A 26,478-nucleotide genomic window follows, 5' to 3' on the forward strand; every position below is an offset into this window, starting at 1 on the left:
ACAGCAAAAGGCTCCAAAGCCGAGAAGGGCTTTGGGGCCAATGAGACAAAGGGACTGTCCCTTTGTCTCACTAATGCTGGTGCGGGCGCTCGGAAGCGGGGCGCAGCTCCGCCCGGCAGCGAATCATCTCGGCGGCAATCGAGATGGCGATCTCGGGGGGCGTCACCGCGAGGATGGGGTCACCAATGGGCAGGTGAATGCCCTCGTCGACCCAAGTGGGATCAACGCCGCGCTCCTTCAGAGTCTTGCGGGCAAAGGCCGCCTTACCCCTACTGCCAATGCAGCCCACATAGGCGGGGTGCACGCGCGCAACCTGCTCGAGCACGTCGATGTCCCATGCGTGCCCGTGCGTGGTCACCACCACGTAGTCGCGCGACGTCACCTGCACCTTCTCATCGAGCTTCGTGAAGTCGCCGAGCACCACGCGCTCCGCCGCCGGGAAGTCTCCAGAGACCGCAACGCCCTCGCGGTCGTCAAAGACCACCACCCTAAAGCCCACGCTAGCAAGCACCGGTGTGAGGGCGCGGCCAACGTGTCCGCCGCCAAAGATGTAGGCAATGGGGTCGGGACCGGCAGGCTCTGCGTAGGTCTTGCTCTCCTCGTCCCAGAGGGTTGTCTCCGTGGTAGAGCGGGGGTCGCCCTGAGGCAGCTCGTCGAGGTTGGTAAGCTCAAGGGTCACGTCCGAGAGGTCCACCCAGTGCTCAGTAATCACGAAAGGCATGTCGGAACGCAGGTGCTCCAGCAGGTCACCCAGCACGCCCTTGGCAAACGCAGGCTCCCACAGCTTAACGCCCACCAGGGCGTCGCCGCCGCAAGCCATACCCGTCTTGGCGTGCGTCATCCACTCCAGCTGGTTGGACTCCTCGCCTGCCAGCACGTGCTGGCACCTCTCCTGCATCTGCTGCTCTATGCGGCCGCCGCCAATCGTGCCCAGCCAGGTTCCATCGGCGAGAAGCGCCATGCGCGCGCTCGCGCCACGTGGCATGGAGCCGCGTGTGGCGAGGATGCTTGCGAGGGCAAAGGCCCGGCCCTCCTCGGCCTCCCTTAGAAGGCGTCCTACAAACGCGATGTCGCGCAGGGTCTCGTGCGAGTCTGTCATAGGTTTCTACCTGCCATTCGTTTGGTTGGCATTGGATGTGTCAAGACGCTTCTACCCGGCAAAGCCCAAGCGGATGCGCGGGCCGCCGTCATAGGCCTCCACGCGGCCCACCACGCGCGCGTCCGGAACGCGCCCGTCGGCGAGGAGGTCGGCCAGCAGCGAGTCCGCATCGTCCGCCGCAACCGCCACGAGGAGCCCGCCCGAGGTCTCTGGGCAGAAGAGGAGGTCGGCAAGGTCCTGCGGCACGCCCGTCGCGTCCACAGACGCCTCGGCAAAGTGGCGGTTGCGATACATTCCCGCAGGTAGGATGCCAAGACGAGCCCAGTCGCGCGCGTGGGCGAGAAGCGCCGGCGCGCCTGCGTCGATCACTGCGCGAACATCTGCGCCCTGTGCCATCTCCAGCGAATGGCCCATGAGGCCAAAGCCCGTGACGTCGGTGGTCGCGTGGACGTCGTGGCGCACGATCACGTCACGAGCCCAGCGGTTGAGGCACATCATCTGGCGCTCTGCGGCCGCAACGTCCGCAGGGTCTGCCAGGCCCCCCTTCGCGGCCGTGGTGATGACGCCCACGCCGAGCGCCTTGGTGAGCACAAGCACGTCGCACGGGCGCGCGCCGGAGTTGATGAGCATGCGGTGCGGGTCCACGAAGCCGGTGACGGCCAGGCCGTACTTAGGCTCCTCGTCGTAGATGCTGTGGCCGCCCACGATAGAGGCACCCGCCTCGTAGACCTTCTCGTAGCCGCCACGCAGGATCTCGTGGACCACGTCGGACGGCATGTCCTCGGGCACGGCCATCACGTTGAGCGCTACCTTGGGCTCGCCGCCCATGGCATAGACGTCCGAGAGCGCGTTGGTGGCGGCAATGGCACCATAGGTGTAGGGGTCATCGGCGATGGGCGGGAAGAAGTCGACCGTCTCCACGATGGCCACGTCGTCGGTCACGCGGTAGACCGCCGCATCGTCCGACTTGTCAAAGCCAACCAGGAGGTTGGGGTCGCGCTGGACCTTGATGTCCTTGAGGAGCTTGGCAAGCTCGCCCGCACCCACCTTGGCGCCGCAGCCGGCGCACTCGGCAAGCTTGGTGAGCTTGACGTCGTTGCCACCAGCGGATGCCACGTTGTTCTCGGCCATTGCTATCCCTCCAGCCTGTGCGAGAAGTGCAGCAGCGCCTCGAGGACGCCACCGCCCACGGCGCGTGCCTTGTCAGAGACGCTAAAGCAGTGCCCCACCTTGCAGCGCGGGTCGATGTCTCCGGACTTCATGCCCTTGGTGACGGGGCAGCCCTCCTGGAGAAGGCCGCGCAGCACGCCGTCGATGGTCGCGTAGAGGGGCTCGCTAGAGACCCTGGCCACGAGGTCACCCTTCTTGACCTGGTCACCAATCTTTGCGATGGGTTCAAAGGGGCCGTCTGCCGGCGCGCGCAGCACGCGCTCGGTGGTGTAGCCGCCGATGTTTCCGGGCACGCCGGTGTTGGGGATGGGCGAGCCGTCGTAGATAACGCGCCCCAGGTAGTGGCCGCGCTTGGTCTCGATGGCGGCGTGGCAGTCCGCGCCGGAGCTCTCGCCGGCGTGGAAGCCTGGCCCCACGCCGATCACCACAGGCGCCATGTCCTTGGTGGTCCCCAGGTTCTGCTTGGCGAGAATGGCGTCGACCACGGCCTCCGGGGCCAGCTTTGGGATGCTCTCCCCCTTGGGGTCAACCAGCACGGCTATGGTCCCGGTGGCCGCGACCTTGGTCGCCTCTTCCGCACTCTCGCAACGCACACCGCGAATGCCCTCGACCTCGGCCTCTCCCAGGCGCACCGCCTCTGAGAAGCACACCGTACGGCGCACCGAGGTTGGCACCGCCACGTCCAGCATCACTATGGACGCCCCCGCGCGGTGCAGCCGCACGGCGATTCCCGAGGCGATGTCGCCTGCGCCTCTCACGACAACCAGCATGTCTCCCCCTCCGTCCAACTAGGAGCAGATACCCCTAGAGTTCCAGCTCGTACAATCCGGCGCAGGTAAAGCGGCCAATTGCAAGCCGCTCGAAGTCTCCGCGCGCCTCCGGTGGCATGGACCAGGCAAGCCCGCAGTCCGCGCGGATGCTCACGGGCGTTGGGATGATCCTTCCCGCAACGCCCGCCTCCTTGCAGGCCGCCTCGCAGGCCAGCGCCTCGTGCGTCGAGTCAAATGACGCAACAACGCGTGGCTCGCGCCTATGACGTGGCATCGTCGTCGCCCTCCCCCTCTGCAGCCAGCTCGGCCAGGGCGGAAAGCGCCGCATCCACGTCCTTTTCAGTGGTAAAGCACCCAAACGAGAAACGCACGACGCCCGTGTCCTGCGTGCCCAGCGCCCGATGCATGCGCGGCGCGCAATGGCCGCCTGCACGCACGGCGATGTCGTAGTCGTGGCCGAGGGCGTCCGCAACCTCGGAGGAATCCCAGCCCGGCAGGTTCACGCTCACAACCGGCGCGTGGTCAAAGCCGGGGTCGAGAAGCCCCTCCCCCGTTGCCGGGAAGTCGCCGTAGACCGTGGCCCCGACGCGGCGCGCGCCGGTCACGAAGCGCCTCACGAGCGCGAGGTCGTGGGCGTGAATGGTGTCGAGGCCCTTCTCGGCAATCCATGCCGCCGCAGCCGAGAGCCCCGCGATGCCATGGCCGTTGAGCGTTCCGGCCTCGAGGTGCTCGGGGTAGCCCGCTGGCTGGCCCTCCTCGAAGGAAAGCACGCCCGTGCCACCACGCAGCACCGGGTGCACGTCCACACCAGGCGCCACGGCAAGGCCGCCCGTGCCTTGGGGGCCCATGAGGGCCTTGTGCCCCGTGAAGGCCACGAGGTCAATGCCCAGCTCGTCCATGCAGATAGGACGCGCTCCCGCCGTTTGCGCGCAGTCGAGAAGCACCGGCGCCCCCACGCCGTGCGCGGCCTTGACCACGCGCGCCAGCTCCTCGCGTGAGAGGACGTTGCCCGTGAGGTTCGAGGCATGCGTGAGGCACACGAGGCTCGTACCAGGCACGATAGCGTTTACCAGGGCGTCTATGTCAAGCACGCCGTGGCGGTCTGCTGCCGCGAAGCTCAGGGTCACGCCCCTCTCGTCCCTAAGGCGGTAGAGCGGCCGCAGGATCGAATTGTGGTCCCAGTCCGTGGCCACCACGCGGCCACCGTCGGGCACCGTGCCCAGGATGGCCATGTTGAGCGCCTCGGTGGTGTTGGCGGCAAAGACCAGCCGCTCGGGGTGGCCAAAGCCGAGAAGCGCCGACACCCGCTCCCGCGCGAGGGCGATGGAGCGGGCCGCGGCAAGCTCGGACTCGTGGGCGCCGCGGCCGCACGAGCCAAAGGTTCGCATGGCGTCCGCGACGGCCGTGACCACGCACTCGGGACGCTGGTGCGACGTGGCGGCACAATTGAGGTAAATCATGGCGCAGGCCTTGTCGCTACAGCGTAGTGACGCCCGGCTCGCCGGCCATGACCTTGGCGATCTCGTACAGGTTGGTCACGCCGCCCACCGCAAGCTTCTCGCGGATGCCGTAGAAGTCCAGGCAGGTGCCGCAGGTGAGGATCTGCGTCCCGCGGCTCTCGAGCTCCTTGATGTCCTCGAGCGACTCCGAGCCCTCGCAGGTAAGGTGCGCGCCGCCGTTGAAGAAAATCATCTTCTTGGGGACGGACTCGCCATGCGCCAGGGCGTAGATGAGCCCCTTCATGAGGATGTGGCCGAGCTTCTCATCACCACGACCCATGGTGTCGGAATCAACGGCGATGACGGAGGCGCCGGTGGCGGGGAGGTCGCAGAAGGCCTGGGCCTCGGAGGCAGCGTTCTCGGAAGCGCTCACCTCGCCGCGCGGGGTAAGGGTGAGGGTGGTCTCGTCGCCGTTTGCGGTGGTGGTGAGGTCGCAGTTCTTCTCGGCCGCCAGGCGCGTGAGGTTGCCAAGGGCAACAGAGTCGTTGACGACGACCTCGAGGGACTCGCCAGCGGCGAGCTTGGGCAGAGCCTCCAGCGTGAGTACGACGGGCTTGGGGCAGGTAAGGTTGCGCGCGTCGATCTTCATGGTGACTCCAATCTGTTTGCCGACGGAGCGCCGCGACTGGTGCCGAGGCGTCGTCGGGCGTTAATCACATGAGTGTATAACGTCGGTCCGAAATGAGACAGGGGGACAGTCCCTTTGTCTCATCCGGTATGCTATGAGCCAAGGGGAAACTCCCTTTATGAGACAAAGGGACTGTCCCTCTGTCTCACTAGAGCATATGACTTTTTGTAAGGGTTCCTCATGAATCTTGCTGATTTGCTGCGAACGGATAGCGGCGTTCTATCAGTGGTTGGGAGCGGGGGCAAATCCACCCTCGTTAACGAGCTGGCACGCGAGCTGGGATGTACCGTGGTCATAGCCACGTCTACGCATATGCTGGCACCTGAGGGCTGCCCGCTCCTGCTTGATCCCACGGAGCTCGACGTGGAACAAGCGCTCTGGTACACCCGCGTGGTCTGCGTGGGGACCCGTGCGCCCGGTGCAGAGGGCGATGCCGGAAAGCTGTGCGCGCCATCGCTTGGCTTTGGCACGCTCTCCGTACTTGCCGACCGCGTGCTGGTGGAGGCCGATGGTGCACGCAGGTTGCCCCACAAGGCGCACGCCGCGCACGAGCCCGTGGTTCCGGCTGAGAGCAGCCAGACCATCCAAGTGGTGGGCGCGTCTGGCTTTGGCGGGCGCGTGGGTGAGGTTGTTCATCGACCGGAGCTCATGTGTGCGGCCGTGGGCTGCTCCGCGAGCGACGAGTGCACGCCCGAGCTGTACGCGCGCTTCGTGGCCAACGAGCACGCAGCTGGCGTGGTACACGCAGATAACATTGTGGTGAACCAGGCCGATGACCAGGCTGGCATTGAACTTGCCGTGCGGTTTGCCGCCGAGCTGCGCGCGTGCGGGGACGAGACGCCCGTCACTGCCGGCTCCGTGCGCGAGCACCGCCTGGAGCTAGTGTAGCGCGAGCTCCGGCCTGCCGGCGCTTCGGACGCAGCGGGAAGCCCTGCCAAAGATCCAGCGGGACCCAAAAGAGCCTATGCCCCGGCGGGCAGACAGCACGCAATCACGATGCTCACGACACCGATAAGCGCCAGCGGCACGCACCCGTCGACAAACGACGGCAGCGGCTCGAGCCTGTAGTAGAGCACGTAGCACACCAGGCTCACGACAAACCCCACCACGGCAAGCACCGCTACCAGCGCCGCCACGCCGGTCTGACCCGCGCCCCCAAGCGCCAGCGCGCAGCAGGCTTCCATGCCAAGCCACGCCACAAAGAGCACCAGCTCGGTGGTGGGCTGACGCTGGAACATGCGCTGCGTGATGCCGAGAAGCACCAGGTAGAGAACAACGGCACCAACCAGGCACCCAACCACAACCCTCGTGGGCGCAAGCTCGGCCGCTCCTCCGCAGATGCGCGCGGCCCCAAAGACGCCGCACGCCACCGCGCCGAGAATGGCCACGATGCCGATGGTCCTCAACGCTCCGTGTGCAGAGCCACCGCTCACCTTGGGCCAGAAGAAGATGGCCCACCAGGCAAGATACAGGGCACAGCACGCAGCCATGAGAGCGTGCCCCTGCCTCATCTGCTCAAACGCAATGGCATCCACAATGGCCTCCCCTAACAGATATCGCGGAGTATCGCCTAGAGAACCTCGCAACATCCCGATAATAGCTCTGGTCAGCAGAAGTGCTCTCTAGCTGCTATCTTGTCGGATTCCGCGATTCTCGTTGTCACTTTCCGCGACCGCGGCCGTCCCGTACGCCGAGAAAAACGGGCGGCGCCAGCACCAGCCAGCACCGCCCGCCTTGGGGAGCAATACTACTGAACGGACCAGACCTACACCCTCGCGACGGCCTTGATCTCGACCTTGCCGCCACCGGGGAGCGCAGCCACCTGGAACGCCGCACGCGCGGGATACGGGGCCTCAAAGAACTCGGCGTAGATCTCGTTCATGGCACCAAACTCGTTGATGTCGGCGAGAAGGACGGTGGTCTCGACCACGTCGGCCATGGAGGCGCCAGCGGCCTCGAGGATGTTCTTCACGTTGGTCAGGCTCTGGCGGGTCTGGCTCTGGATGTCGTCGCCGGCGAGCTTGCCGGTGGCAGGGTCGATGCCCAGCTGTCCGGACACGTTGATGGACCCGTTGGACACAACGCCCGCGGAGTAGGGACCAAGCGCCTTGGGGGCCTTGTCGGTGACGATGGCGGTCTTGCTCATGAGAAACTCCTTCACTTCCTGCCCGCATACGCGGACGGCCAATGGATAAGTAAAACGGGGCCGATAAACCCGCGGAGCTCGCTGCCCGCGGCGCGCACGGCCCTAGCGAGCCACGTAGCGGCCGGGCTTCTCGCCTGTGGGCTCGCCGTCACGCACGGCAAGCGTGCCGTTCACAAAGACGAGCTTGGCGCGCCCGTGCGCCTCAAAGCCCTCGTAGGTGGTGTAGTCGACGGCCTGGTGCTGGTTGGCCGCGCTGATGGTCCAGCGTGCCGAGGGATTCCACACGCAGATGTCCGCGTCGGAGCCAGCGGCAAGCGCGCCTTTGCGCGGGTACATGCCAAACACGCGCGCCTGGCCCTCGGAGAGCAGGTGCAGGTAGTCCATGGGACCAAGCTGCCCCTCGAACGTGGTCATGATGAGAGCCGGCCTGTGCTCGACGCCAGGTCCCCCGTTGGGTATCTTAGTGAAGTCGCCACGGCCGCGATCCTTCTGGCCATGCAGATTAAACGAGCAGTGGTCGGTCGAGATCTGGTCCACCTCGCCGTCTGCCACGGCCTCGCGCAACGCCGCGATGTCCGTGGGCTTGCGCAGCGGCGGGCTCATCACGTACTTGGCGCCGGCAAAGCCGTCCTCGCCCTGCTCCAGGTAGCGGGTATCGTCCAGCAGCAGGTACTGCGGGCAGGTCTCGAGCGACACGCGCACGCCGCGCTCGCGGGCAGCACGCACCTGCTCAAGGCCCAGGCGCGTAGAGCAGTGCACCACGTTCACGCGAGCGCCCGTAAGCTCGGAGAGGTACATCAGTCGGCTGATAGCCTCGGCCTCGCACTCAGCCGGGCGACTCAGTGGGTGTCCCTCGGGCCCTGTGATGCCCTCGGCAAGCACCCTACGCTGCAGCTCGTTGACAAGCGTGCCGTTCTCGCAGTGCACGCAGAGAATGCCATCGAAGGGCTTGATGGCCTCGAGCACCTCCATGGTCTGGGCATCGTCCAGGCGCAGGTGGTCGTAGGCAAAGTACGTCTTGAACGACGTGATCCCCGCTTCGCGCATGTCCGCGATCTCCTCGCGGGTATGGTCGTTCCAATCTGCGATGGCCATGTGGAAGGCATAGTTAGCCGTGCAGGTGCCATCGGCGCGCTTGTGCCACTCGTCGAGCGCCCGGTGAAGGGTCATGCCCTTGTCCTGCGTGGCGTAGTCCACGATGGTTGTGGTACCGCCGCAGGCCGCGGCGCGCGTGCCCGTCTCGAAGCTGTCAGCGGTCCAGTCCATGCCCGTCCAGCACTGCATGTGTGTGTGCGCATCAATGAAGCCCGGGTAGACCCAGCAGCCCGTGGCGTCGAAGACCTCAGCGTCCGCAAGCTGCGCCTCGTCGACGCCACCGGGAACAACGTCCGCGATCTTGTCGCCCTCGATGACCACGTCGCCGAGAAAGACTCCCTTTGGCGTGACCAGCTGGCCGTTCCTCAGGACCTTGCGTGCCTGTGCGACCATACAACCATCCCCTTACAGAGAAGAGCCCAGCTCGCCGGGGGCGTTGTCCTTCTCGCCCGCAGCGGGCCATATGTCCTGCCCGGATTCCATGGCCTCGCGCACAGCCACCAGCTCGCTGGCAACCCGCTCGAGGTCAGACGGGGTGTCAATGTCATCTAGCTCGGCCGGGTAGCGCGCCTCGACAAGCCGCGTAGCGGCGGCCAAATCTGGGTTCCTGCGCAGCAGCTCGCCTCCGCCCACGTCTCCCTCAAGGCCGAGAAGCGCGTCTGCCAGGTAGCCCGGAAAGATCACGGGGCTCCCCGGCTTGTCCTGCCACGCGAGACGCGCTACGCAGGCAGGATGCGCGGCAAACTCGTCGAGCAGGGCCTCGACACTCGCGCCAGAGAGCAGCGGCTGGTCGCCCTGCACAAAGAGGTAGCCCGCGCGCTTGCCCAGCACCTCGATGCCCGCACGCAGCGTTTGGCTTTGCAGCGCGCCTGCGGGCTCCACACATGTCACGTGCCTGGCCTCGCACACGGCACGGACGCGATTCCACCTTGTGGAGACCACCACGTCCAGGCGCGGTGACACCAGTGCGTCAAGCGTGTGCGAGACCACCGCCCGGCCACGCAGCGGCTCCACGAGCTTCTGCCTGCCAAAGCGCGTAGCCTCGCCATTTGCCATGACCACGCAGCCCAGCCGGGGCACCCCCGCAACGCCGCCAAACGCTGCCGAGAAGCCCGCGTCTGCCGCAGCGGTGACACCCTGGCGCCAGGCTTCGTAGCGGTGTAGGAAGTCCTCCCCTTCGGACGTGAGGCTCGAGCTTCCGCCCCTCTCGCCACCAATTGAGCGCACAGTAAGCGGGAATCCCAGGGCACGCTCGGCATCGTGCAGAATGCGCATGGCCTTGGTGTAGCTCATGCCCATGGCCTTGGCGGAGGCAGAGAGGCTACCCATCTCGCGAACGCCAGCGAGCAGGGCCATGGGACCCGGGCCAAAGAAGCGCCCGCCATCCTCATCAATGAGGAACGAAAAGACCCGTGGTTCCATGGCCCTCACCTCGCGCGCATTGCCGTTGCGATGTCTACATGCTACCCACGGACGATGGTACCAGTCTTGCCGGCAATGCCGTCCGCCGCACGGTCGAGCTCAGTGATGAGCGACATGCGTCCGGGACCGGACTGGGCGAACTGCAGCGCCGCCTGGACCTTGGGCAGCATCGAGCCGGGGGCAAACTCGCCAGCTTCAATATAGCGCTGGGCAGTCTCGGGCGTGAGCTCGTCAAGCTCGGTCTGGTCGGGCTTGCCAAAGTGGATGGCGACCTTCTCGACAGCTGTGAGGATGACAAGCGCGTCGGCATCAAGCTGCTCGGCAAGGCGGGCTGCGGCAAAGTCCTTGTCGATGACGGCAGCGGCGCCCTTCAGGTGGTGGCCCTCGGTGTGGTAGACGGGGATGCCGCCGCCACCGCAGGCAATGACCACGTGGTCGGCCTCGACCAGCGAGCGAATGGTGTCAAGCTCGACGATGGCCTGGGGCTTGGGGCTTGCGACCACACGGCGCCAGCCGCGGCCGGAGTCCTCGACCACCGTGTAGCCGCGCTCGGCCACCATGCGGTCGGCCTCCTCCTTGGTCATGAAGGCACCAATGGGCTTGGTGGGGTTCTCGAATGCAGGGTCGTTAGGGTCGACCTCGACCTGAGTGAGCACCGTGGTCACGCCGTGGTGGATGTCGCGGTTGGCCAGCTCCTCGCGGATGGCGTTCTGGAGGTCGTAGCCAATGTAGCCCTGGCTCATGGCAACGCAGACCGAGAGCGGGCAGGGAATGTACTTCTCGGGATCAGAGCGCGTGAGCTGGGTCATGGCCTCCTGGATCATGCCCACCTGCGGTCCGTTGCCGTGCGCCACGATGACCTCGTTACCCTCGGCGATGAGGTCGACGATGGCCTTGGACGTGTGCTTCACGGCCGCCATCTGCTCTGGCAGGTTCTTCCCCAAAGCGTTGCCGCCCAGTGCGACGACGATTCTCTTGCCCATGCGTTCCTCTCCGTTCTCCCCTTGTCGTGTGAAAAAAGAGCGCGGGCCGGCCAACCGAGCTCACAGGCTCGGCCCGACCAGCCCGCGCGTTCCCCTGTGGGTACTGCGCCAGTCGCCCCGATGCCCGGCTTAGGCCTCGAGCCAGCGGCTGCGGCCGCGCTGCTCGAGCTCCTTGAGCATGGCAACGGGATCCTTGGCCTTCTGCAGGAAGATCATGGCTGCCACGGCGTACGGCTTGTAGCTGGCCTCCTTGTACAGGCCGTCGCGGTGGGCGTCAAAGACCTCGTTGGCAACCTCGCCGTGCTCGCAGGAGACGCCCTCGATGTCGGCCGGCAGCGGGTGCATGTAGATGGTGTCCATGCCGTTTGCGGTCTTGGCCATGAGCTCGGGCGTGCAGTGCCAGTCCATGTGGGTGGCGTTTTGGGCGAGAAGCTCCTTCTCCAGGGTGTCGATGCCCTCGGAGTCGCCGGCGGCGTAAAGCTTGGTGCGCTTCTCCATGGCCGCATAAGGAGCCCAGCTCTTGGGAACCACGATGTCAGCGCCCTCGAAGGCCTCCTCCATGGAGTGGGCCTGGGTGAACGTGGCGCCAGACTCCTGAGCGAAGACGCCGGCCTGCTTGACCAGCTCGGGCATGAGGTCGTAGCCCTCGGGGTGAGCCAGGGTGACGTTCATGCCAAAGCGGGTGAGCAGCATGATGAGCGACTGCGGGCAGGAGAGGGGCTTGCCGTAGGACGGGCTATAGGCCCAGGTGACGGCGACCTTCTTGCCCTTGAGGTTGTCAAGGCCACCAAACTCGTTGATGAGGTAGAGCAGGTCGGCCGAAGACTGCGTGGGGTGGTCGGAGTCGGACTGCAGCGAGACGAGCGTGGGACGGTGGTCGAGGATGCCGTCGGCGTAGGACTGCGCCACGGACTCCGAGACCTCCTTCATGTACGCGTCGCCCTCGCCGATGAACTTGTCGTCACGGATGCCGATGACATCAGCCATGAAGCTGATCATCGTGGCGGTCTCGCGCACGGTCTCGCCGTGGGCGATCTGCGACTTGGACTCGTCGAGGTCCTGGAGCTGCAGGCCCAGCATGTTGGTGCCAGAGGCAAACGAGAAGCGCGTACGGGTGGAGTTGTCGCGGAAGTTGGAGACCGCAAGGCCGGAGTCGAAGATGCGCGTGGAGATGTTGCGCTCGCGCAGGTTGCGAAGGGCGTCGGCGACCAGGTAAAGAGCGCGGAGCTCGTCGGTGGTCTTATCCCACGTGTGCAGGAAGTCGTTGTTGTACATCTTGGAGTAGTCGAGCTTCTCGAGCTGGTCGAGGTAGTTCTGGAATATGGCGTCCATTCGTTTCCCTTTCTTTGATACGTGTGACTGGGTCTTCCCGGTGACCGCTGGGTCTACGTGCAGAGGACCCGGTCGCAGCGGTGCGCCGCGACCGGGACGCAGATAACTACTTGATGTCGTTGCCGGTGAGGCTGGCGCGGAACTCGGTGGCGTCGCCGGTTGCCTGGCTGGGGTCATAGAGGTTCACGGCCGCAACGTAGAGCGCGGCGCAGGTGGAGAGGTCCTGCTTGTAGGTGACCTCGTTGGGCGCGTGCGCCTGGGACTCGGCGCCGGGGCCAAAGCCAACGCAGGGGATGCCATAGCGGCCCTGGATGGAGACGCAGTTCGTGGAGAAGGTCCACTTGTCGCACAGAGGCCTGCCCTCACGCTTGTCCATGGACTTCTCGCAGCCGATGCGCTTGTCGCCAAAGAGGGCCTTGTGGGCGTCGACCAGTGCCTTGACGTGCGGCGCGCTCTCCTTGTTGATCCACGTGGGGAAGTATGCCTCGGTCTCGTAGACCTCGCCGGTCCAGCTGGGACGGTCGTACATGTACATGGAGACCTTCACGTCGTCGCCGTACTTCTTGACGGCGGGGAGGTTGCGGACCTCCTCGAGGCAGGACTCGTAGGTCTCGCCGGCGGTCATGCGGCGGTCGATGGAGATGGCGCAGGAGTCAGCCACGGCGCAGCGCGAGGGGCTGGTGTAGAAGATCTGAGAGACGGTGCAGGTCCCGCGGCCCAGGAAGCGAGCGTCCTCGTAGTGCTCGGGGTTGTACTTGGGGTCGAGCATCTTGACGAGGCCGCGAATCTCGGTTGACTCGTCGGCGCCGTTGTTGTTGAGGGCGCGGACGTCGTTGATGATGTCGGCCATCTTGTAGATGGCGTTGTCACCGCGCTCGGGCGCGGAGCCGTGGCAGGAGACGCCCTTCACGTCGACGCGGATCTCCATGCGGCCGCGGTGGCCACGGTAGATGCCGCCGTCGGTAGGCTCGGTGGAGATGACGAACTCGGGCTTGATGCCATCTACGTTGTAGATGTACTGCCAGCACATGCCGTCGCAGTCCTCTTCCTGGACGCTGCCCACGACCATGATCTTGTAGCCCTCGGGAATGAGGTCCATGTCCTTCATCATCTTGGCCGCGTAGGTGGCGGAGGCAACGCCGCCCTCCTGGTCGGAGCCGCCACGGCCGCCGATGAGCTGGTCATCCTCGAAGCCCTTGTACGGGTCGAAGTCCCAGTTGTCGCGGTTGCCAATGCCAACAGTGTCGATGTGGCCGTCGATGGCGATGATCTTGTCGCCCGTGCCCATGAAGCCCATCACGTTGCCCAGGCCGTCAACCTTGACCTCGTCAAAGCCGAGCTTCTCCATCTCGGCCTTGATGCAGGCCACAACGTCGCCCTCCTCGCAGGACTCGCTGGGGTGGGAGATCATGGCGCGCAGGAACGCAGTCATGTCCGCGTTGTAGGCCTTCGCCGCTTCCTTGATCTTGTCGTAGTCGAGTTCCTTCATTGGGTCCTCCTCGCATCGGGCAACGTTCTTGCTGACTTGGTGCCGTAAACAATAAGTCTGCTTACCAAACTTTTTGTTTGGTTGACCTAATTAAAGCACGTGCGAGAGGGAATTCAAGGGCCTTTGGCAAACTGTTCACTTTTCTCGCAGACGGTCTTTTTGACGCGGTGGACGGTGAGCGCGGAGGAGCGATTCTTCCCCGTGCAAACGTTGGGGCGGGGCGGCTCGGGGCGTGGCGCTACACATTCGGACCCGATTGCGTATCCCGCGCAGGACGGTACAGGTTCGGGCGACGAATGCGTGTCGGCTCGCCACAGGTTCGTGACCGATTGCGTATCCCGCGCAGGACGCCACAGGTTCGGGGACCGAATGCGTGGCGGCGAAAGTCGCCGCCGGCCACGAAGAAGGCCCCGGCGACGAAATGCCGCCGGGGCCAAGGTCCCACGTTATTCTCGGCAGTGCTACTGCTGCGCGCGCCAGCGCTTCATCTTCATGTGGCGACGCACGAAGTACGTGGCCAGCAGGACGATGATTGCCGCAAGCACAACCTCAACCGCGGTGATCAGCGGACTCTGCCCAAACATCCCCACCGTAAACGTGCTCGAGGAGTTCGCCTCGGTATAGAGGATGTTGTGGCAAGCGTTACGCAGCGCCTGGTGCCCGGCGGCCGTGTCCAGCGTGTCGCTGGTAAGCATCTTGTCCTGAAGGAACGCGAGGTAGAGGTCGTTGCCCGCATGCAGCGCCCGGTTGATGTTCGAGGTGTCAGCGGCAAGCACGCAGTCCGTCACGACAGACCCGCGGAAGCCCCACTCGTTCCTCAGCACCTGGGTGAGCAGCGCGTGGCTCTCGGCAGTGGGCGTGGCACCCAGGCGGTTGTAGGAGCTCATCATCGCCACGGTGCGTCTCCTGGTCGTTAAGGGCAAAGTGCTTGACGTAGCAGTACACGCCCTGCGACTGGATGCCGCGGACCTCGGCAGCAACGATCTCGCCGGTGAGCAGACCGTCCTCGCTCACGTACTCGTAGTTGCGGCCGCCAAAGGGCGAGCGGTGCGTGTCGGCACCGGGAGCGTACAGGCCGCCGACCTTGAGCGCCGTTGCCTCCTGGGCAAACAGCTCGCCCACACGCTGCGCGAGCTCCTTGTTCCAGGTGTAGCCAAGCACGCTCTGGCCCGTGAGCTGCGTGCCGTTGTAGCTCGCCATGATGTTGTTCACCCCGTTGGGACCGTCGCACTCGACAATCGCGGGCTTGCCCACGCTCTTGGCCGAGAAGGTCATCCAGCCGCCGTTGGAGACGAGCATCTTCTGCTCGTTAAGCGTCATCTGGTCGAGGAGCTTGTCCCACTGGGGGTCGTCATAGCTCAGACCGGTCATGTCGGCCAGGGTAAGGCCGTTCTTCGCGCCATAGGTCACGTCGTCGACATTGGGGTTCTCGACTGGCGCGGGGTTGTCCAGCGCGTCCTTGATTTCGGCAGGGGCCTCCTTCTCGGCAGGGGCCATCGTGGGGAAGGTGCCGGCCCAATCCGCACGCGAGAGGTACGTGACGCCGCCGCCAAAGCTCACGTCGTCAAACTGGTTGGTCGCAGCCACACCGTCAGTGGAGCGAGCGCCGTCATTGGCGTCGTTGTAGATGTAGTCACGGTCGATGGTCACCGTGCGGGTGTCCACCACGTCGTGAGAGTTGCGACGCAAGCTCACCTGGTAGTCGCCAGCCTCCAGAACGTAGGCACCACCCGGGGCCTTGACCCCGGTGTAGTCGTAGCTCGCCATGTCCTCGTGCGTCCAGCTGATCTTGAGCGTCTGGGTCTCCCCAGGCTCAAGCAGCTTAGTCTTGTCAAAGCCGGCGAGAACAACCGCGCTCTTCTCGATGCCACCCGGCGTGTAGGGAGCGCTGTAGTAGGCCTCGACCACGTCCTTGCCCGCAACGTCGCCAGTGTTGGTCACGTCGACGGTCATCGTGATGGTGGTGCCGTCGTCCGAGAAGTCCGCGATCTTCTCGTCGAAGGTGGTATACGAGAGGCCGTAGCCAAACGGGTACTGAACCGTTGCGTCATAGTCGATGTAGCCGTCTGCCGCCGCGGTCTCGTAGTAGCGGTAGCCCACATAGATGCCTTCGGCATAGTCAACAAAGTGGACGTTCTCGGTGCCGGAAGTCGCATCACCAGAGCCCGCGAACAGGGACTGGTTGGTGTGCTGCACGTTGGTGTAGTCGTGCGCGCCAAAGTTGTAGTAGCTAGGTGCGCTCTCCGCCTCGTACGGGAAGGTGTCCACGGTGCGACCGCTTGGGTTCACGGCACCGGTGAGCACCTTGCCAATGGCGTCGCAGCCCGTCGCGCCAGGCGTGCCCACCCACAGGGCGGCGTCCACCTGGGGGGCGTCAACAAAGCCAAGCTCCATGGCATTGGGGCTGTTGAGCACCACGATCACGCGATCGAAGTTGCCCTCGACCATGGCGAGAAGGTCCTCCTCGTTGGGCGAAAGCTCAAGGTAGCTGCGGCCGGCCTCGGAGCCCTCATAGGCGGCCATGTCCGTGGGAAGGTCAAAACCTTCGCCGCCCTTGCGGGTGAGCACCACGATCGCCGTGTCCGAGTACGTCTTTGCGTCGTCGATGACGTCCTGGGTGTAGCTGGACTGCGGCAGCTCGTAGAGGTTCCAGTCCGTGCCCACAATGCCCATGTCCTTGGCAGCAGTTGCGTTCTCCTCGTAGAACTGCTCAAGGTTGGGGTTCGCGGAGAGGCCCGCGTCCTCAAGTCCCTGGTAGAAGGTCACGTTCTTGCTGGTGTCGCCAGCTCCGGAGCCCGTCCCGCCATAGCTGAAATTGTTTCCAGCCGTCGAGCCAAACACGTTCACCTTGGTCACGCCCGAAAGCGGCAGGGCGTCGTTCTCGTTCTTGAGCAGCGTGACGCCTTCCGCCTCCACCTCCTCGGTGATGTCGCTCGTGGCCTGACTTGCCTGCCGCACCTCGGTGGATGCCATGTCCGGCTTGGTAGTGAACGTGGTCACGAGGTCAAAGTACGGAGACACCACGATGCCCACCACAAGCGTCACCGCAACCACGAGCACCGACAGGATGCACATGATCACAAACAGCGCCTTCTTTGGACGCTTTACCGACTTGGTCGGCTTGGCCTGCTTGTCCTTCTCGTCTGCCATCTCTCCCCTTTCCCCTGGGATCTTGCCTTCCCGCCGCATAATCGCGGTGGGGGTTCCGTCAGATGGCCCCATGGTGGTCAAGACGCCCGCAGGTTGGGGGCTGCTGTCATAATCGGGTGAGAGCCACGACTTAGTTGGGAGGCAACCGTGGCGTACCGAATTCTTATCGTGGAAGACTCCCCCGCAGAGGCGGACGTCTTGCGAGGGCATCTAGACCGCTATGCAGCAGAGAGGGGTCTCTCGTTTGCCGTGACCGTGCTCTCCTCGGCGGTGGAGTTCGTGAACGCAAGCCACCCGGCGGACCTGATCTTCATGGACATCGACCTGCCTGGCATCAACGGCATGGAGGCGGCACAGATCCTTCGCGGCTACGACGAGCAGACGCCGCTGGTGTTTGTGACCAACCTGGCACAGTACGCCATAAAGGGGTACCAGGTGGACGCCCTCGACTTCATGGTGAAGCCCGTCCAGTACGATGACTTCTCCCTTCGCATGGACCGTGCCATGCGCATGGTTAGGCGTACCTCTAAGGGCACCGTGTCCATCCCCACACCCGACGGCATTCGCGTGGTGCGGCTTGAGGACGTTCTCTACATCGACATCGTCAAGCACGACCTGCACTACCACCTTGCCGGGGAGCCCAACCCCCTGCGGGTGCGCGGCACCATCACCAAGGTTGCGGAGGAGCTTGCCGAGAAGGGCTTCCTCAAGATTGCCGCCAGCTGCGTCATCAACATGGCCCAGGTGGCGCGGATACGGGCGACCTCGGTGGTCATGTCGGACGGCACGGAGCTGTTCTTTAGCAGGTCGCAGCGAAAGGCGGCGCTCGAGCGCCTCACGGCATACGTGGGAAGGAGCGCGTAATGGGCGAGGTCGCAACTGCAGCCCTGAGCACCACGTTCCTTCTCGCACGCGTCATCTTTGGGATTGGCCTGTTTGCAGTTGCCCTCGAGCCGCGAGAGCACTTTGGCAGGAGGCTCGCTCTTGCGGCGATTCTGTGCATCGCCGCCCTGACGCTTCTCTTCTGCCTCGAGGGAATGCTGCCCGGCATCTCCCGAACTCAGGCATATGCCGGCGAGGAGGTGTTCTTCTCCGCACTGCTCGTTGCATGCTCCGTCGCCGTGACCTACCTCTTTGACGCCTCCATCTGGACGGCGCTCTTCTGCTGCTCGGCGGGATATGCCATCCAAAACCTTGCCTCCGGCGTGGGCGAGGCGGCATGGCTGCTCATGGAGGGAACCGGACCGGAGGCGGCCAGGGGGCGAGAAGTGCCACTGGGGACGTTCGCCCTCATCACCCTAGTAGTCACCGTTGCAACGTACGCGATTGCATATCTGCTGATAACCCGTCGGCTGAGCCGCCGCGGCCTGGAGCAGGTGAGCGACCGCTCGATGATCGCAATGATGGCCGTGGTCATGCTCATGGTCATTGGGTTTGACCTGGTGATCAAGAGCCTCTGCGAGATGGGCATACCAGTAGCATACGCGCTGATGCTCCGGTTTGTGCATGGGTTCATCTGCGTGTTCACGGTTTGGATGGAATACGAGCTGCTGGTCAACCGCAAACTCGCATCCGAGAAGGACACGACCGAGCGAGTGCTCGCCGAGCGCGAGCGCCAGTACGAGCAGAGCCGCGAGAGCATCGAGGCGATCAACATCAAGTGCCACGACCTGCGCCATCAGATACGAGCGCTGGCAGACGGGGGTGCCGTGGTTGATCCGGCCGCGTTAGCAGACGTCGCGCGTGAGGTCGACGTGTACGATGCGGCAGTTCACACGGGCAACGAGGCCCTGGACACAATACTTACCGAGAAGAGCCTGGTCTGCCAGCGCGAGGGCATCACGCTCACCTGCGTGGCAGACGGGTCGGCACTCGACTTCATGGCGCCGGCAGACATCTACGCGCTCTTTGGCAACGCCCTGGACAACGCCGTCGAGGCCGCTCGCGGGGCGAGTCGGCGGTCGATTTCCGTGGTAGTGCGGCGCACGATGGGAGTCACGTCCGTAAGCGTCGAGAACTACTACGACCTGGGCGCCCAGCCCACCTTTGAAGACGGCCTGCCGCAGACGACCAAGGCGGACAAGGCCAACCACGGGTTTGGCATGCGCTCAATGCGCGCGATAGCGGAGCGCTACGGCGGCACGCTGGTGGCCCGTGCAGAGGATGGAACGTTCTCTCTCGACATCATGATGTAGGTGCGGAGATCGACGCACCTCGGAGCGTGGCGGCGAAAGTCGCCGCCGGCTACGAAGAAGGCCCCGGCGACGAAATTGAACTGCCTCCCATTTCTCGGACTTTACTTACTTGTCCAAGAAATGGGAGGCAGTTCAAATGCCGCCGGGGCCAAGGTCCCACGTTCTTCTCGATAGACGCTCCAAAGACGCTATCGCCGGTGCGTCACCGCAGCGCGCACGCGACCGCGCGGGTCTTTCACAAGAAGCGTCACAACCCAGATGACCAGTCCAAGAGCAACCACGCAAACACCCAGGAACGCGTCGTTGGAAAGTTGCTCGCCAGACGGCTGGAAGATAGCCACGCCCTCCTGGAGATACTCGGCCACCGCGTCGACCAGCCACATGAGCGACGCGCCCCAGAACATGAGGCACGGCAGACCCAAGCAGAGGTCGTTGTCGCGGCGCAAGTACCACACAAGCGTGAAGGCGACAGCCACCAGGACGGTGATGGCAAGCGTCATCGGCTACACCTCAAGCGCCGGGGCCTGCTCGGAGGCGGCGCGCTGCTCAATCGCGTTCGCGACGGCGCACAGGCCACCCCAGGCGGCAGTCACCACGACGGCCATCGCGACGCCGGTCGTCGCCATCTCGCCGAACATCGCCGCAGCGTCCGCAGGCGTGGCCATGGCAGAAAGGAACGGGAAGAACGGCACGACCTCGCCATGCCAGACGTGCTCAAAGGCGAGAAGGGCGCTGCCGCCCCAAAGCATCTTGGAGAGCCAGCCGAGACGCTCGACACGGCGGGCGCATGCCTCGGTGTTCTCGCTGCTCTTCTTGGCCTTCTGCTCGATGACCTTCACAACGGCGCCCTCGGCGGCGGGTACGACAAAGCAAGCCATGGCAAATCCCTTCGTTGGGGTGTGGTCGACACTTGTGCATTTTATTGTACGTTCTTGCGCGGCGTTCGCGGAAGTCGCACTCACCTTTGTAACCAAGTTTGTTGGACGCCCGCCGGGCAGACCGCCGAACATTTGCCGGAGTTTAGCTCCTCTTCTTACTAGCAGAATCGCCGACCTGCGGGAATGCGGCCGCCGATTAAGAAAAGGAGCTGTTCTCCGCGCATGGGACGAGAAGGATGCGGGGCGTTGGCGCCGGAAGGCACGCCTCGTACAAAATCCCATCGAAAGGAGGCTCTCCGGCGCAAAAATGACGCCGGAGAGTGAGTTTCCGCAGCGCCGACCGCACCTACAGCGCGCGGCGCGTGGTGCGCACGGCGGAGCGCACAATTCCGTGGGCCATCCGGTACGTAAGTGCCAGGTACCCGCCGTACACCAGCGCAAACAGCACCAGCCCCAGGGTCATCCCGTCAAGCGCGTCGCTGTACCCAAAGGCGCTCACAAGCTCGTTCAACACGCTGATTGCGCAGAGCGAGTGCGCCAATCCCACGGCAAGCGGCAGCGCAAAGGCAATAGCCACCTGTGCCCGCAGCGACCCAAAGATCAGACGCTCGGAGCACCCCAGCTCAGAGAGGGTGCGATAGCTGCCCGCAGAATCGCTCGCGTTGGAGAGCTGCTGGATGGCGAGAATGGCGGCGCAGGCAATGACCAGCACAAATCCAATGTAGATGGCCATGTACGAGATGAGCCGCGTTGTGGTTGTGCCATCGGCAAGCACGCTCGTGACGGTGTCGACGGTCGTAAGCGCCGATCGCTCGCCCAGGCTATCGCTCAGTCTCTCCTCCAACCCCTTGAGCGCAGCGTCGCCCTCCTCGGTGGGGCCAGCGTACATGACGTCAATCACCTGCTGGTACGTGGGCAAGCTCGCCGCCAGGTCATCTGCCACTACAAACGTGCCGGGATTGGCCCCCAGGCCGTTGTCCTGGAGTACGGCCGAGGCGTCGTCAATCACCGTGGCGCGCGCCGGCGTGAGTGTGACATCTCCCACCGTGACAGAGAAGCCCTTCTCAAGCCCCCCGTTCACAAACGGCTCCACCTGGTCCATGTTGCAGAGCAGGAGGTACTGGCCATCCGCAAGCGAAACGGGCTCCATTCCCAGCAACGCACGGGCGGCGTTGTAGTCCGAGAGGCTCACGACCTCCCCCACCATGGCGTGCTCGAACCCCTTGGGGATGGTCTCCCCAGTAAGCTCCGAGATGCGCTGGAAGGTCGAGGTGGCGCCCTCAAGCTCGGACGGGATGACGGCAATTCTCACCGTGGCGTGGCTTCCCACCGCAGAGAGGTCGATGCCCACCTTTGCAACCTCTGCCTCAAGGTCTATGGGATCCGCAACGGGGTCCGTCGGGAGCACCGAGATCGACGCGCTGTAGGGGGTTCCCTTCTCGACCATGGCGTTGAGGGTGTTGCAGATGCTCATGCCCGTGGTCATGGCCGTCATGGCAAGGAAGAGTATGAGCGCAATGACCCCCATGGAGAGCGCTGTGGTGTTCACGCGAGAGGCGATCTGTCGCGTCGTGAACATGTGGAGATCGCGCCAATAGAAGCCCCTCATGTGCGTGAGCAGCGCGGTAAGCGTGCCTGCAAGGCCATAGAAGAAGACGAACGTGCCCACTGCGACCATGATGGTGGTGATGATGAAGCCCCCCTGCATGGAGTTATCCATGGGGAATCCGTCCCTGATAAGGCGCCAGTACGCAACGCCCATGAGCACAAGGCCCGCCGCCGTCAACACAATGGAGAGCGGCAGCCTGCGCACAAACTGCTTCTCGTTCTGTCGCGCAGAGCTCATGAGGTCGATGAGCCTCACGCGGCGCAGCGTTATCCAGTTGAAGAGCATCATCACAACAAAGATCACGCCAAAGCACGCCAGGGTGAGCATAAACGCGTCCGTTGAGAAGAAGAACGAGAAGTGCTGGACGGTCGTCGCAAACATGCGAGCCGTGACAAAGAGCAGGACCTGCGAGACAAGCACCCCCAGGGCAATGCCCACGCCAAACGAGACTGCGGCAACCAGCAGCGTCTCCAGCGCAAGAACCACGTTCACCTGCCCCGTACGCATACCCAACACCTGGTAGAGACCAAGCTCCTTCTTGCGCCTGCGCATGAGGAAGTTGTTCGCGTACACCATGAGAAAGCCAAGGATCACGGCGAGAAAGACGGTAAGCCCATCGAGGATCTGTCCCACCTGGCTGAGCGTCTCGCCCACGTCGCCGCGGAGAAAGTCGCCCTGGACGCTCATGGTGTTGAACGCATAGAACACGGCCACGCCCAGCACAAGCGTGAGGAAGTACACGGCATAGTCATGCAGGAGCTTGCGCATGTTGCCAAAGGCAAGCTTAGCGAGCATCGTCGACCCCTCCCTGCACGGCCACAACCTGCATGATCCGCTCGAAGAAGGCGTGACAGGAGTCGCTGCCGCGGTCGAGCTCGGTGAAGACACGCCCGTCACGAATGAAGAGCACGCGGCGGCAGTAGCTCGCGGCGGTCTCGTCGTGGGTGACCATGAGGACGGTGGCACCTCTCGACTGGTTCATGGACTCGAGGCTCTCGAGCAGGAGCTTGGCGTTCTTGGAGTCAAGGGCACCGGTGGGCTCGTCGGCAAGCACCAGCTGCGGGCTGGTGACAAGCGCCCTAGCCGCCGCCACGCGCTGGCGCTGGCCACCGGACATCTGGTAGGGATACTTGTCGAGCACCTCCTCGATGCCCAGCGAGGTGGCTGCCGCAACCACGTCGGCCTCAATCTGTGCGGCGGGCACGCGCCCAATGGTCAGCGGCAGCGAGATGTTCTCGCGCGCGGTAAGGCTGTCCAGCAGGTTGGAGTCCTGGAAGATGAAGCCGAGCTTCTCTCGGCGAAAGTCCGCCAGGCGCGAACGGGAGATGCGCGAGACGTCCGTTCCCGCAAGCATGATGGTGCCCGAGGTGGGCGCGTCGATCGTGGCAATGCAGTTGAGCAGCGTGGACTTACCCGATCCCGAGGGGCCCATGAGGGCGACGAACTCTCCCGCCGCGATGGTGAGGTTGATGCCGTTGAGTGCGTGCGTGGTGGCGCTGTGACCGCCGTAGGTCTTTGTTACGTCACGAACCTCGAGCACGGGCGCCGGGGCGCCGTGGGCCATGCTCGCGCTGCCGCTGTCCATATGGCGTGCCATGTGTGGCTCCTTCTCGTGTTGGTGCGGGCGGGCCGTTGCGGCCACCCGCCTTGTGATTGCGAGATACATGGTGGACCGCAACCGTCTGGGCTGCCATCGATTGCCGTGACACAACCTTACGTTTGTGTCACGTCTCGCACGGCACGAGAAGCGCCTGCTACACGACGCGCGACCGCTCCCTGGGAAAGGCGATGCTCATGGTTGTGCCAACGCCTACGGCGCTTGTGGCCCCCACGGCAAGGCCCATCTTCTCGCAGAGCGTCCGCACAAGGTAGAGCCCCATGCCGGTAGAGCGCTCGTGCGACCGGCCATTGGTGCCGGTAAAGCCGCGTTCGAAGATGCGGCCAAGGTCCGCCTCGGAGATTCCGCACCCATTGTCGGCCACGTCGAGCACCACGCGCTCGCTGGCGCTGCCGGCACCCTCGACGCGTGCCGAGAAGCTCAGTCGCGCCTCTCGCCCGTCGTGCTCGGGCACGGCGCGGTAGCGCACGGCGTTGTCGATGAGCTGCCCCAGGATGAAGACCATCCACTTGGGGTCACAGAAGACCCAGAGGTCCTTCTCGTCTTCAAGGCCACCCAGGTCAACGGCCATGCGCGCCTCGATGAGCGCGCGTGCGCGGGACTTCACGGCCTCGCGCACCAGGTCCGTCAGCTCGCAGCGACGCAGGAGGTAGTCCTCGGCCACCGAGGTGCTGCGCGCGTAGTAGAGGGCGTTCTCCACGTCCGCCTCCACGCGGGCAACCTCGCGCGAGAGGGACCGAGCGTCCTCGCCGCGGCTGTTTGCCAGCGTGAGGTTCATCGCGGCAAGCGGGGTCTTGATCTCGTGGACCCAAAGCTCGACGTAGTGGCGATAGTCCTGCATCTCCTCCTCGAGCTGGGCCCCTCTGCGGCGCGAGGCCTGGGCCACGCTCTGCAGCGCATCCCAGGCAAGCTCGCCCTCGGGGTAATTGGGCTCCGGCAGGGTGTCGGCGGCATCGAGCACGTCCTCCTCGCCCTCAGCCAGCCGCGCAAGTCCCCGCATGAACGAACGCTCGCGCAGCCACTCCCACACAATGCTCACCAGTTCAAGCACAGCAACGAGAAGCACCACGAGTTGAGTGGCGCCCGCCTCCACGCCAACCATAGGCAGCATGACGGCGAGCAGGGCAACCACTGCCACGGAGCAGACTAGCCGCAGCGCGTGGCTGCGAAGGTACGTAAGAGGGCTCATGCGTTATCGACCCGCAGCGAGTAGCCCATGCCGCGATGCGTTGTGATGGCGTGCGGCAGCCCCACCTTGCCAAGCGCCTGGCGCAGGCGGGTGACGTTGACCGTAAGGGTGTTGTCATCCACAAAGGCGTCGGTTGCCCAGAGAGCCTCCATGAGGTCCTCGCGAGAGACAATGGCGCCCGGCTGGCGCATGAGGCACTCGAGAATGCGCAGCTCATTGCGGGAGAGCTCGACGGTCTTGCCGCCGTAGCTTGCCTCTGCGCGCACCACGTCGAGGCTCAGGCCACCCGCGCTGACACGGGAAGCCTTGCTCGGCTGTCTGCGGCGCAGCAGCGCCTCAAGGTGCGCAAGGATGAGCTGCGGGTTTGCGGACTTGGCCACAAAGTCATCGGCGCCCATCGAGAGGCTCATGAGCTCGTCAAGCTCGGAGGTGCGGCTGGTGAGCACCATGATGGGGACGTCGCTCCTCTGCCTGAGGGCACGCGCCACATACTGGCCGTCGGTCCCGGGAAGGCCCAGGTCAAGCACCACGGCATCGGGCAAGGCGGCGGTGATGTCCTCGACCAGGTGGTCAAAGCGGGTGGCACACTGGACGTGGTGACCAGCGTTTGAGAGAAGCACCGACAGCTGCTCGCGCACGCTGGGGTCATCCTCAACGAGGTAGAGATTGGCCATCGCGCCCTCCGCATCCAGACTTGGTTATCTCGTACGGACAATCTTAGCATCGAGAAGGACGCGGCCGGCACGCATGCGCGCACCGGCCGCCATGGCCCTGGGAGGCAGGGCTCGTCCTTTGCAATGACGCCCGCAGGCGTTGGGGTGGTTCTACTCGGCCTTCTCGCTCTGCCACGCGCCGTCCCAGACAATCTGGCGGTAGCGGACGGGGTCGGTGTCGCCCTCGGTCGAGAAGAGCAGCACCTGGGAGTCGGGGCCAAGCTCGAGGGCCTCGCGCAGCTCGGCGTAGGCAGGGTCGGTCATGAGGGTGGAGATGACGCCCATGCCCACGGCGCCGGACTCGCCGGAGGTGACCGCCGGGTCGCCCTTCACAGGTGCGGCCAGCATGCGCATACCCTTGGAGGAGACCCAGTCGGGGCAGCTCACGAAGGCGTCCGCGTGGTTGCGCAGGATGTCCCAGCCAATGGTGTTGGGCTCACCGCAGGCAAGGCCGGCCATGATGGTCTGGAGGTCGCCACCCACAATGCGCGGGTTACCATCAGCCGCAACGGCGCCCTGGTAGAGGCAGTCGGCGGCGCCGGCCTCCATGATCATGAACTTGGGCGGGTTGCTCGGGAAGAGGTTAGTGAAGAAGCCCACCATGGAGCTTGCGAGCGAGCCCACGCCGGCCTGGACAAAGACGTGGGTGGGACGGTTGACCTCAAGTTGGCGCAGCTGGTCTGCCGCCTCGGCGGCCATGGTGCCGTAGCCCTGCATGATCCAGGACGGAATCTTGGTGTAGCCCTCCCAGGCGGTGTCCTGCACGATCACGCCGTGCTCGGTCTCTTCGGCCTCCTTGGCGGCAAGGCGCACGCAGTCGTCGTAGTTGAGCTCCTCGATCGTGACCTTGGCGCCCTCCTTGGCGATGTTGTCGAAGCGGGTCTTCGTGGAGCCCTTGGGCATGTGCACCACGGCATTCTGGTGCAGACGGTGGGCGGCCCAGGCAACGCCGCGGCCGTGGTTGCCGTCGGTGGCGGTGAAGAAGGTCGCGTGGCCAAAGTCATGCTCGAGCTGGTCGGACGTGAGGTAGTCAAAGTCGCAGTCCGCCACATCGCGGCCGGTCTCCTCGGCGATGTAGCGAGCCATGGCGAAGGAGCCGCCCAGGACCTTAAACGCGTTGAGGCCAAAGCGGTAGCTCTCGTCCTTCACGTAGAGGCCGCCCAGACCAAGGCGGTTAGCCATACCGGAGAGGTTGGCAAGCGGGGTCACGGAGTACTGCGGGAAGCTCTTGTGGAACGCGCGGGCCTTGGCAACGTTCTCCAGGCTCATGACCTGCAGGTTCTTGTCCTCGCTCTTGGGCATGTGATTGGTGACCCACTTGAACTTAGGCTCCATGGTGCTCCCCTCTCTCTGCGTCGGCTCCCGACGCTTGCTGGACCAGATAAGAAAAAGTGTCTTACAGCCAAACTTTTTGTTAGCACATCAATTACACCACTTCCGGGGCGCATTGCAAGGGCTATTGTCGCGCTGCCGGCAAAAGGTTGGTCGTAGGC

General features: G+C 64.5%; 25 protein-coding genes. 3 read left to right on the plus strand and 22 right to left on the minus strand.

All coding sequences use genetic code 11. From position 1 onward, the window contains the following. Positions 1-70: 70 nt before the first annotated feature. The 6 genes from NVS32_RS01505 to yedF are packed head-to-tail and all read right to left on the minus strand — an operon-like array spanning position 71 to position 5,127. Positions 71-1,099: an XdhC family protein gene (locus NVS32_RS01505; RefSeq protein WP_118310746.1), complete on the minus strand. Its 1,029-nt coding sequence runs from the start codon at positions 1,097-1,099 to the stop codon at positions 71-73. Between the two features lie 51 nt (positions 1,100-1,150). Further along, a complete protein-coding gene (selD, locus tag NVS32_RS01510; RefSeq protein WP_258498431.1) occupies positions 1,151-2,230 on the minus strand; it encodes a selenide, water dikinase SelD in 1,080 nt (359 codons plus the stop codon). 2 nt (positions 2,231-2,232) lie between these two features. Further along, positions 2,233-3,039 carry a selenium-dependent molybdenum cofactor biosynthesis protein YqeB gene (gene yqeB / locus NVS32_RS01515; RefSeq protein WP_258498432.1) on the minus strand — a complete coding sequence of 269 codons (807 nt, stop codon included), beginning with the start codon at positions 3,037-3,039 and terminating at the stop codon, positions 2,233-2,235. 34 nt (positions 3,040-3,073) lie between these two features. Beyond that, positions 3,074-3,313, minus strand: a complete 240-nt coding sequence (locus tag NVS32_RS01520; RefSeq protein ID WP_118310743.1) for a putative Se/S carrier protein — start codon at positions 3,311-3,313, stop codon at positions 3,074-3,076. Next, a complete protein-coding gene (locus NVS32_RS01525) occupies positions 3,300-4,499 on the minus strand; it encodes an aminotransferase class V-fold PLP-dependent enzyme (protein ID WP_258498433.1) in 1,200 nt (399 codons plus the stop codon). Before NVS32_RS01525 ends, NVS32_RS01520 begins: the two co-directional genes overlap by 14 nt. A 16-nt stretch (positions 4,500-4,515) precedes the next feature. Then, positions 4,516-5,127, minus strand: coding sequence for a sulfurtransferase-like selenium metabolism protein YedF (gene yedF / locus NVS32_RS01530; protein WP_258498434.1), 612 nt, complete (start codon positions 5,125-5,127; stop codon positions 4,516-4,518). A gap of 219 nt (positions 5,128-5,346) precedes the next feature. Between yedF and yqeC the strand changes: the two genes are divergently transcribed. Continuing rightward, a complete protein-coding gene (gene yqeC / locus NVS32_RS01535; RefSeq protein ID WP_032110449.1) occupies positions 5,347-6,054 on the plus strand; it encodes a selenium cofactor biosynthesis protein YqeC in 708 nt (235 codons plus the stop codon). A gap of 74 nt (positions 6,055-6,128) precedes the next feature. Here yqeC and NVS32_RS01540 read toward each other — a convergent pair whose 3' ends face one another. From NVS32_RS01540 to NVS32_RS01580, 9 genes are all read right to left on the minus strand, one after another. Further along, positions 6,129-6,701 (minus strand): hypothetical protein, encoded by a 573-nt coding sequence (locus NVS32_RS01540; protein WP_052009799.1) that lies wholly within the window; start codon positions 6,699-6,701, stop codon positions 6,129-6,131. Positions 6,702-6,931: 230 nt separating this feature from the next. Continuing rightward, the gene (locus NVS32_RS01545) at positions 6,932-7,312 is read right to left on the minus strand and encodes a Rid family detoxifying hydrolase (RefSeq protein ID WP_032110450.1); all 381 of its coding nucleotides are present in this window, start codon (positions 7,310-7,312) and stop codon (positions 6,932-6,934) included. 102 nt (positions 7,313-7,414) lie between these two features. After that, the gene (gene hydA, locus NVS32_RS01550) at positions 7,415-8,800 is read right to left on the minus strand and encodes a dihydropyrimidinase (protein ID WP_258498435.1); all 1,386 of its coding nucleotides are present in this window, start codon (positions 8,798-8,800) and stop codon (positions 7,415-7,417) included. A 12-nt stretch (positions 8,801-8,812) separates the two neighbouring features. Beyond that, the gene (locus NVS32_RS01555) at positions 8,813-9,829 is read right to left on the minus strand and encodes an NTP transferase domain-containing protein (protein ID WP_258498436.1); all 1,017 of its coding nucleotides are present in this window, start codon (positions 9,827-9,829) and stop codon (positions 8,813-8,815) included. A gap of 41 nt (positions 9,830-9,870) precedes the next feature. Beyond that, a complete protein-coding gene (arcC, locus tag NVS32_RS01560) occupies positions 9,871-10,812 on the minus strand; it encodes a carbamate kinase (protein WP_032110452.1) in 942 nt (313 codons plus the stop codon). A gap of 129 nt (positions 10,813-10,941) precedes the next feature. Next, positions 10,942-12,144 carry a knotted carbamoyltransferase YgeW gene (gene ygeW / locus NVS32_RS01565; RefSeq protein ID WP_032110453.1) on the minus strand — a complete coding sequence of 401 codons (1,203 nt, stop codon included), beginning with the start codon at positions 12,142-12,144 and terminating at the stop codon, positions 10,942-10,944. A gap of 106 nt (positions 12,145-12,250) precedes the next feature. Beyond that, positions 12,251-13,633 (minus strand): YgeY family selenium metabolism-linked hydrolase, encoded by a 1,383-nt coding sequence (locus NVS32_RS01570; protein WP_117651906.1) that lies wholly within the window; start codon positions 13,631-13,633, stop codon positions 12,251-12,253. A gap of 461 nt (positions 13,634-14,094) precedes the next feature. Next, entirely contained in the window at positions 14,095-14,502 is a 408-nt protein-coding gene (locus tag NVS32_RS01575; protein WP_258498620.1) for a glycoside hydrolase family 3 N-terminal domain-containing protein, read from the minus strand. Further along, positions 14,396-16,783: a glycoside hydrolase family 3 protein gene (locus tag NVS32_RS01580; RefSeq protein WP_258498437.1), complete on the minus strand. Its 2,388-nt coding sequence runs from the start codon at positions 16,781-16,783 to the stop codon at positions 14,396-14,398. Before NVS32_RS01580 ends, NVS32_RS01575 begins: the two co-directional genes overlap by 107 nt. Before the next feature lie 147 nt (positions 16,784-16,930). On the opposite strand from NVS32_RS01580, the gene NVS32_RS10975 reads away from it, so the two are divergent. Together NVS32_RS10975 and NVS32_RS01590 are read left to right on the plus strand one after the other, a co-directional pair. Continuing rightward, complete coding sequence (locus NVS32_RS10975) at positions 16,931-17,647, plus strand: LytR/AlgR family response regulator transcription factor (protein WP_258498438.1); 717 nt, start codon at positions 16,931-16,933, stop codon at positions 17,645-17,647. Then, a complete protein-coding gene (locus NVS32_RS01590) occupies positions 17,647-18,978 on the plus strand; it encodes an ATP-binding protein (protein ID WP_117651907.1) in 1,332 nt (443 codons plus the stop codon). Before NVS32_RS10975 ends, NVS32_RS01590 begins: the two co-directional genes overlap by 1 nt. Before the next feature lie 188 nt (positions 18,979-19,166). Here NVS32_RS01590 and NVS32_RS01595 read toward each other — a convergent pair whose 3' ends face one another. From NVS32_RS01595 to dpaL, 7 genes are all read right to left on the minus strand, one after another. Continuing rightward, positions 19,167-19,478 carry a hypothetical protein gene (locus NVS32_RS01595; RefSeq protein WP_032110456.1) on the minus strand — a complete coding sequence of 104 codons (312 nt, stop codon included), beginning with the start codon at positions 19,476-19,478 and terminating at the stop codon, positions 19,167-19,169. Positions 19,479-19,481: 3 nt separating this feature from the next. Further along, complete coding sequence (locus NVS32_RS01600; protein WP_032110457.1) at positions 19,482-19,856, minus strand: hypothetical protein; 375 nt, start codon at positions 19,854-19,856, stop codon at positions 19,482-19,484. A gap of 346 nt (positions 19,857-20,202) precedes the next feature. Continuing rightward, on the minus strand, positions 20,203-22,260 hold the full coding sequence (locus NVS32_RS01605; RefSeq protein WP_258498439.1) for an FtsX-like permease family protein: 2,058 nt from the start codon (positions 22,258-22,260) through the stop codon (positions 20,203-20,205). Next, positions 22,250-23,062: an ABC transporter ATP-binding protein gene (locus tag NVS32_RS01610; RefSeq protein WP_258498440.1), complete on the minus strand. Its 813-nt coding sequence runs from the start codon at positions 23,060-23,062 to the stop codon at positions 22,250-22,252. The genes NVS32_RS01605 and NVS32_RS01610 overlap by 11 nt, the downstream gene beginning before the upstream one ends. Positions 23,063-23,219: 157 nt before the next feature. Further along, a complete protein-coding gene (locus NVS32_RS01615; RefSeq protein ID WP_117651909.1) occupies positions 23,220-24,272 on the minus strand; it encodes a sensor histidine kinase in 1,053 nt (350 codons plus the stop codon). Further along, complete coding sequence (locus tag NVS32_RS01620) at positions 24,269-24,946, minus strand: response regulator transcription factor (protein ID WP_032110460.1); 678 nt, start codon at positions 24,944-24,946, stop codon at positions 24,269-24,271. Before NVS32_RS01620 ends, NVS32_RS01615 begins: the two co-directional genes overlap by 4 nt. Positions 24,947-25,096: 150 nt before the next feature. Continuing rightward, entirely contained in the window at positions 25,097-26,320 is a 1,224-nt protein-coding gene (dpaL, locus tag NVS32_RS01625; RefSeq protein ID WP_118343226.1) for a diaminopropionate ammonia-lyase, read from the minus strand. Between the last annotated feature and the right edge of the window lie 158 nt (positions 26,321-26,478).

Source organism: Tractidigestivibacter montrealensis (assembly GCF_024741235.1).
In the GTDB taxonomy this organism is placed as follows: Bacteria; Actinomycetota; Coriobacteriia; order Coriobacteriales; family Atopobiaceae; genus Tractidigestivibacter; species Tractidigestivibacter montrealensis.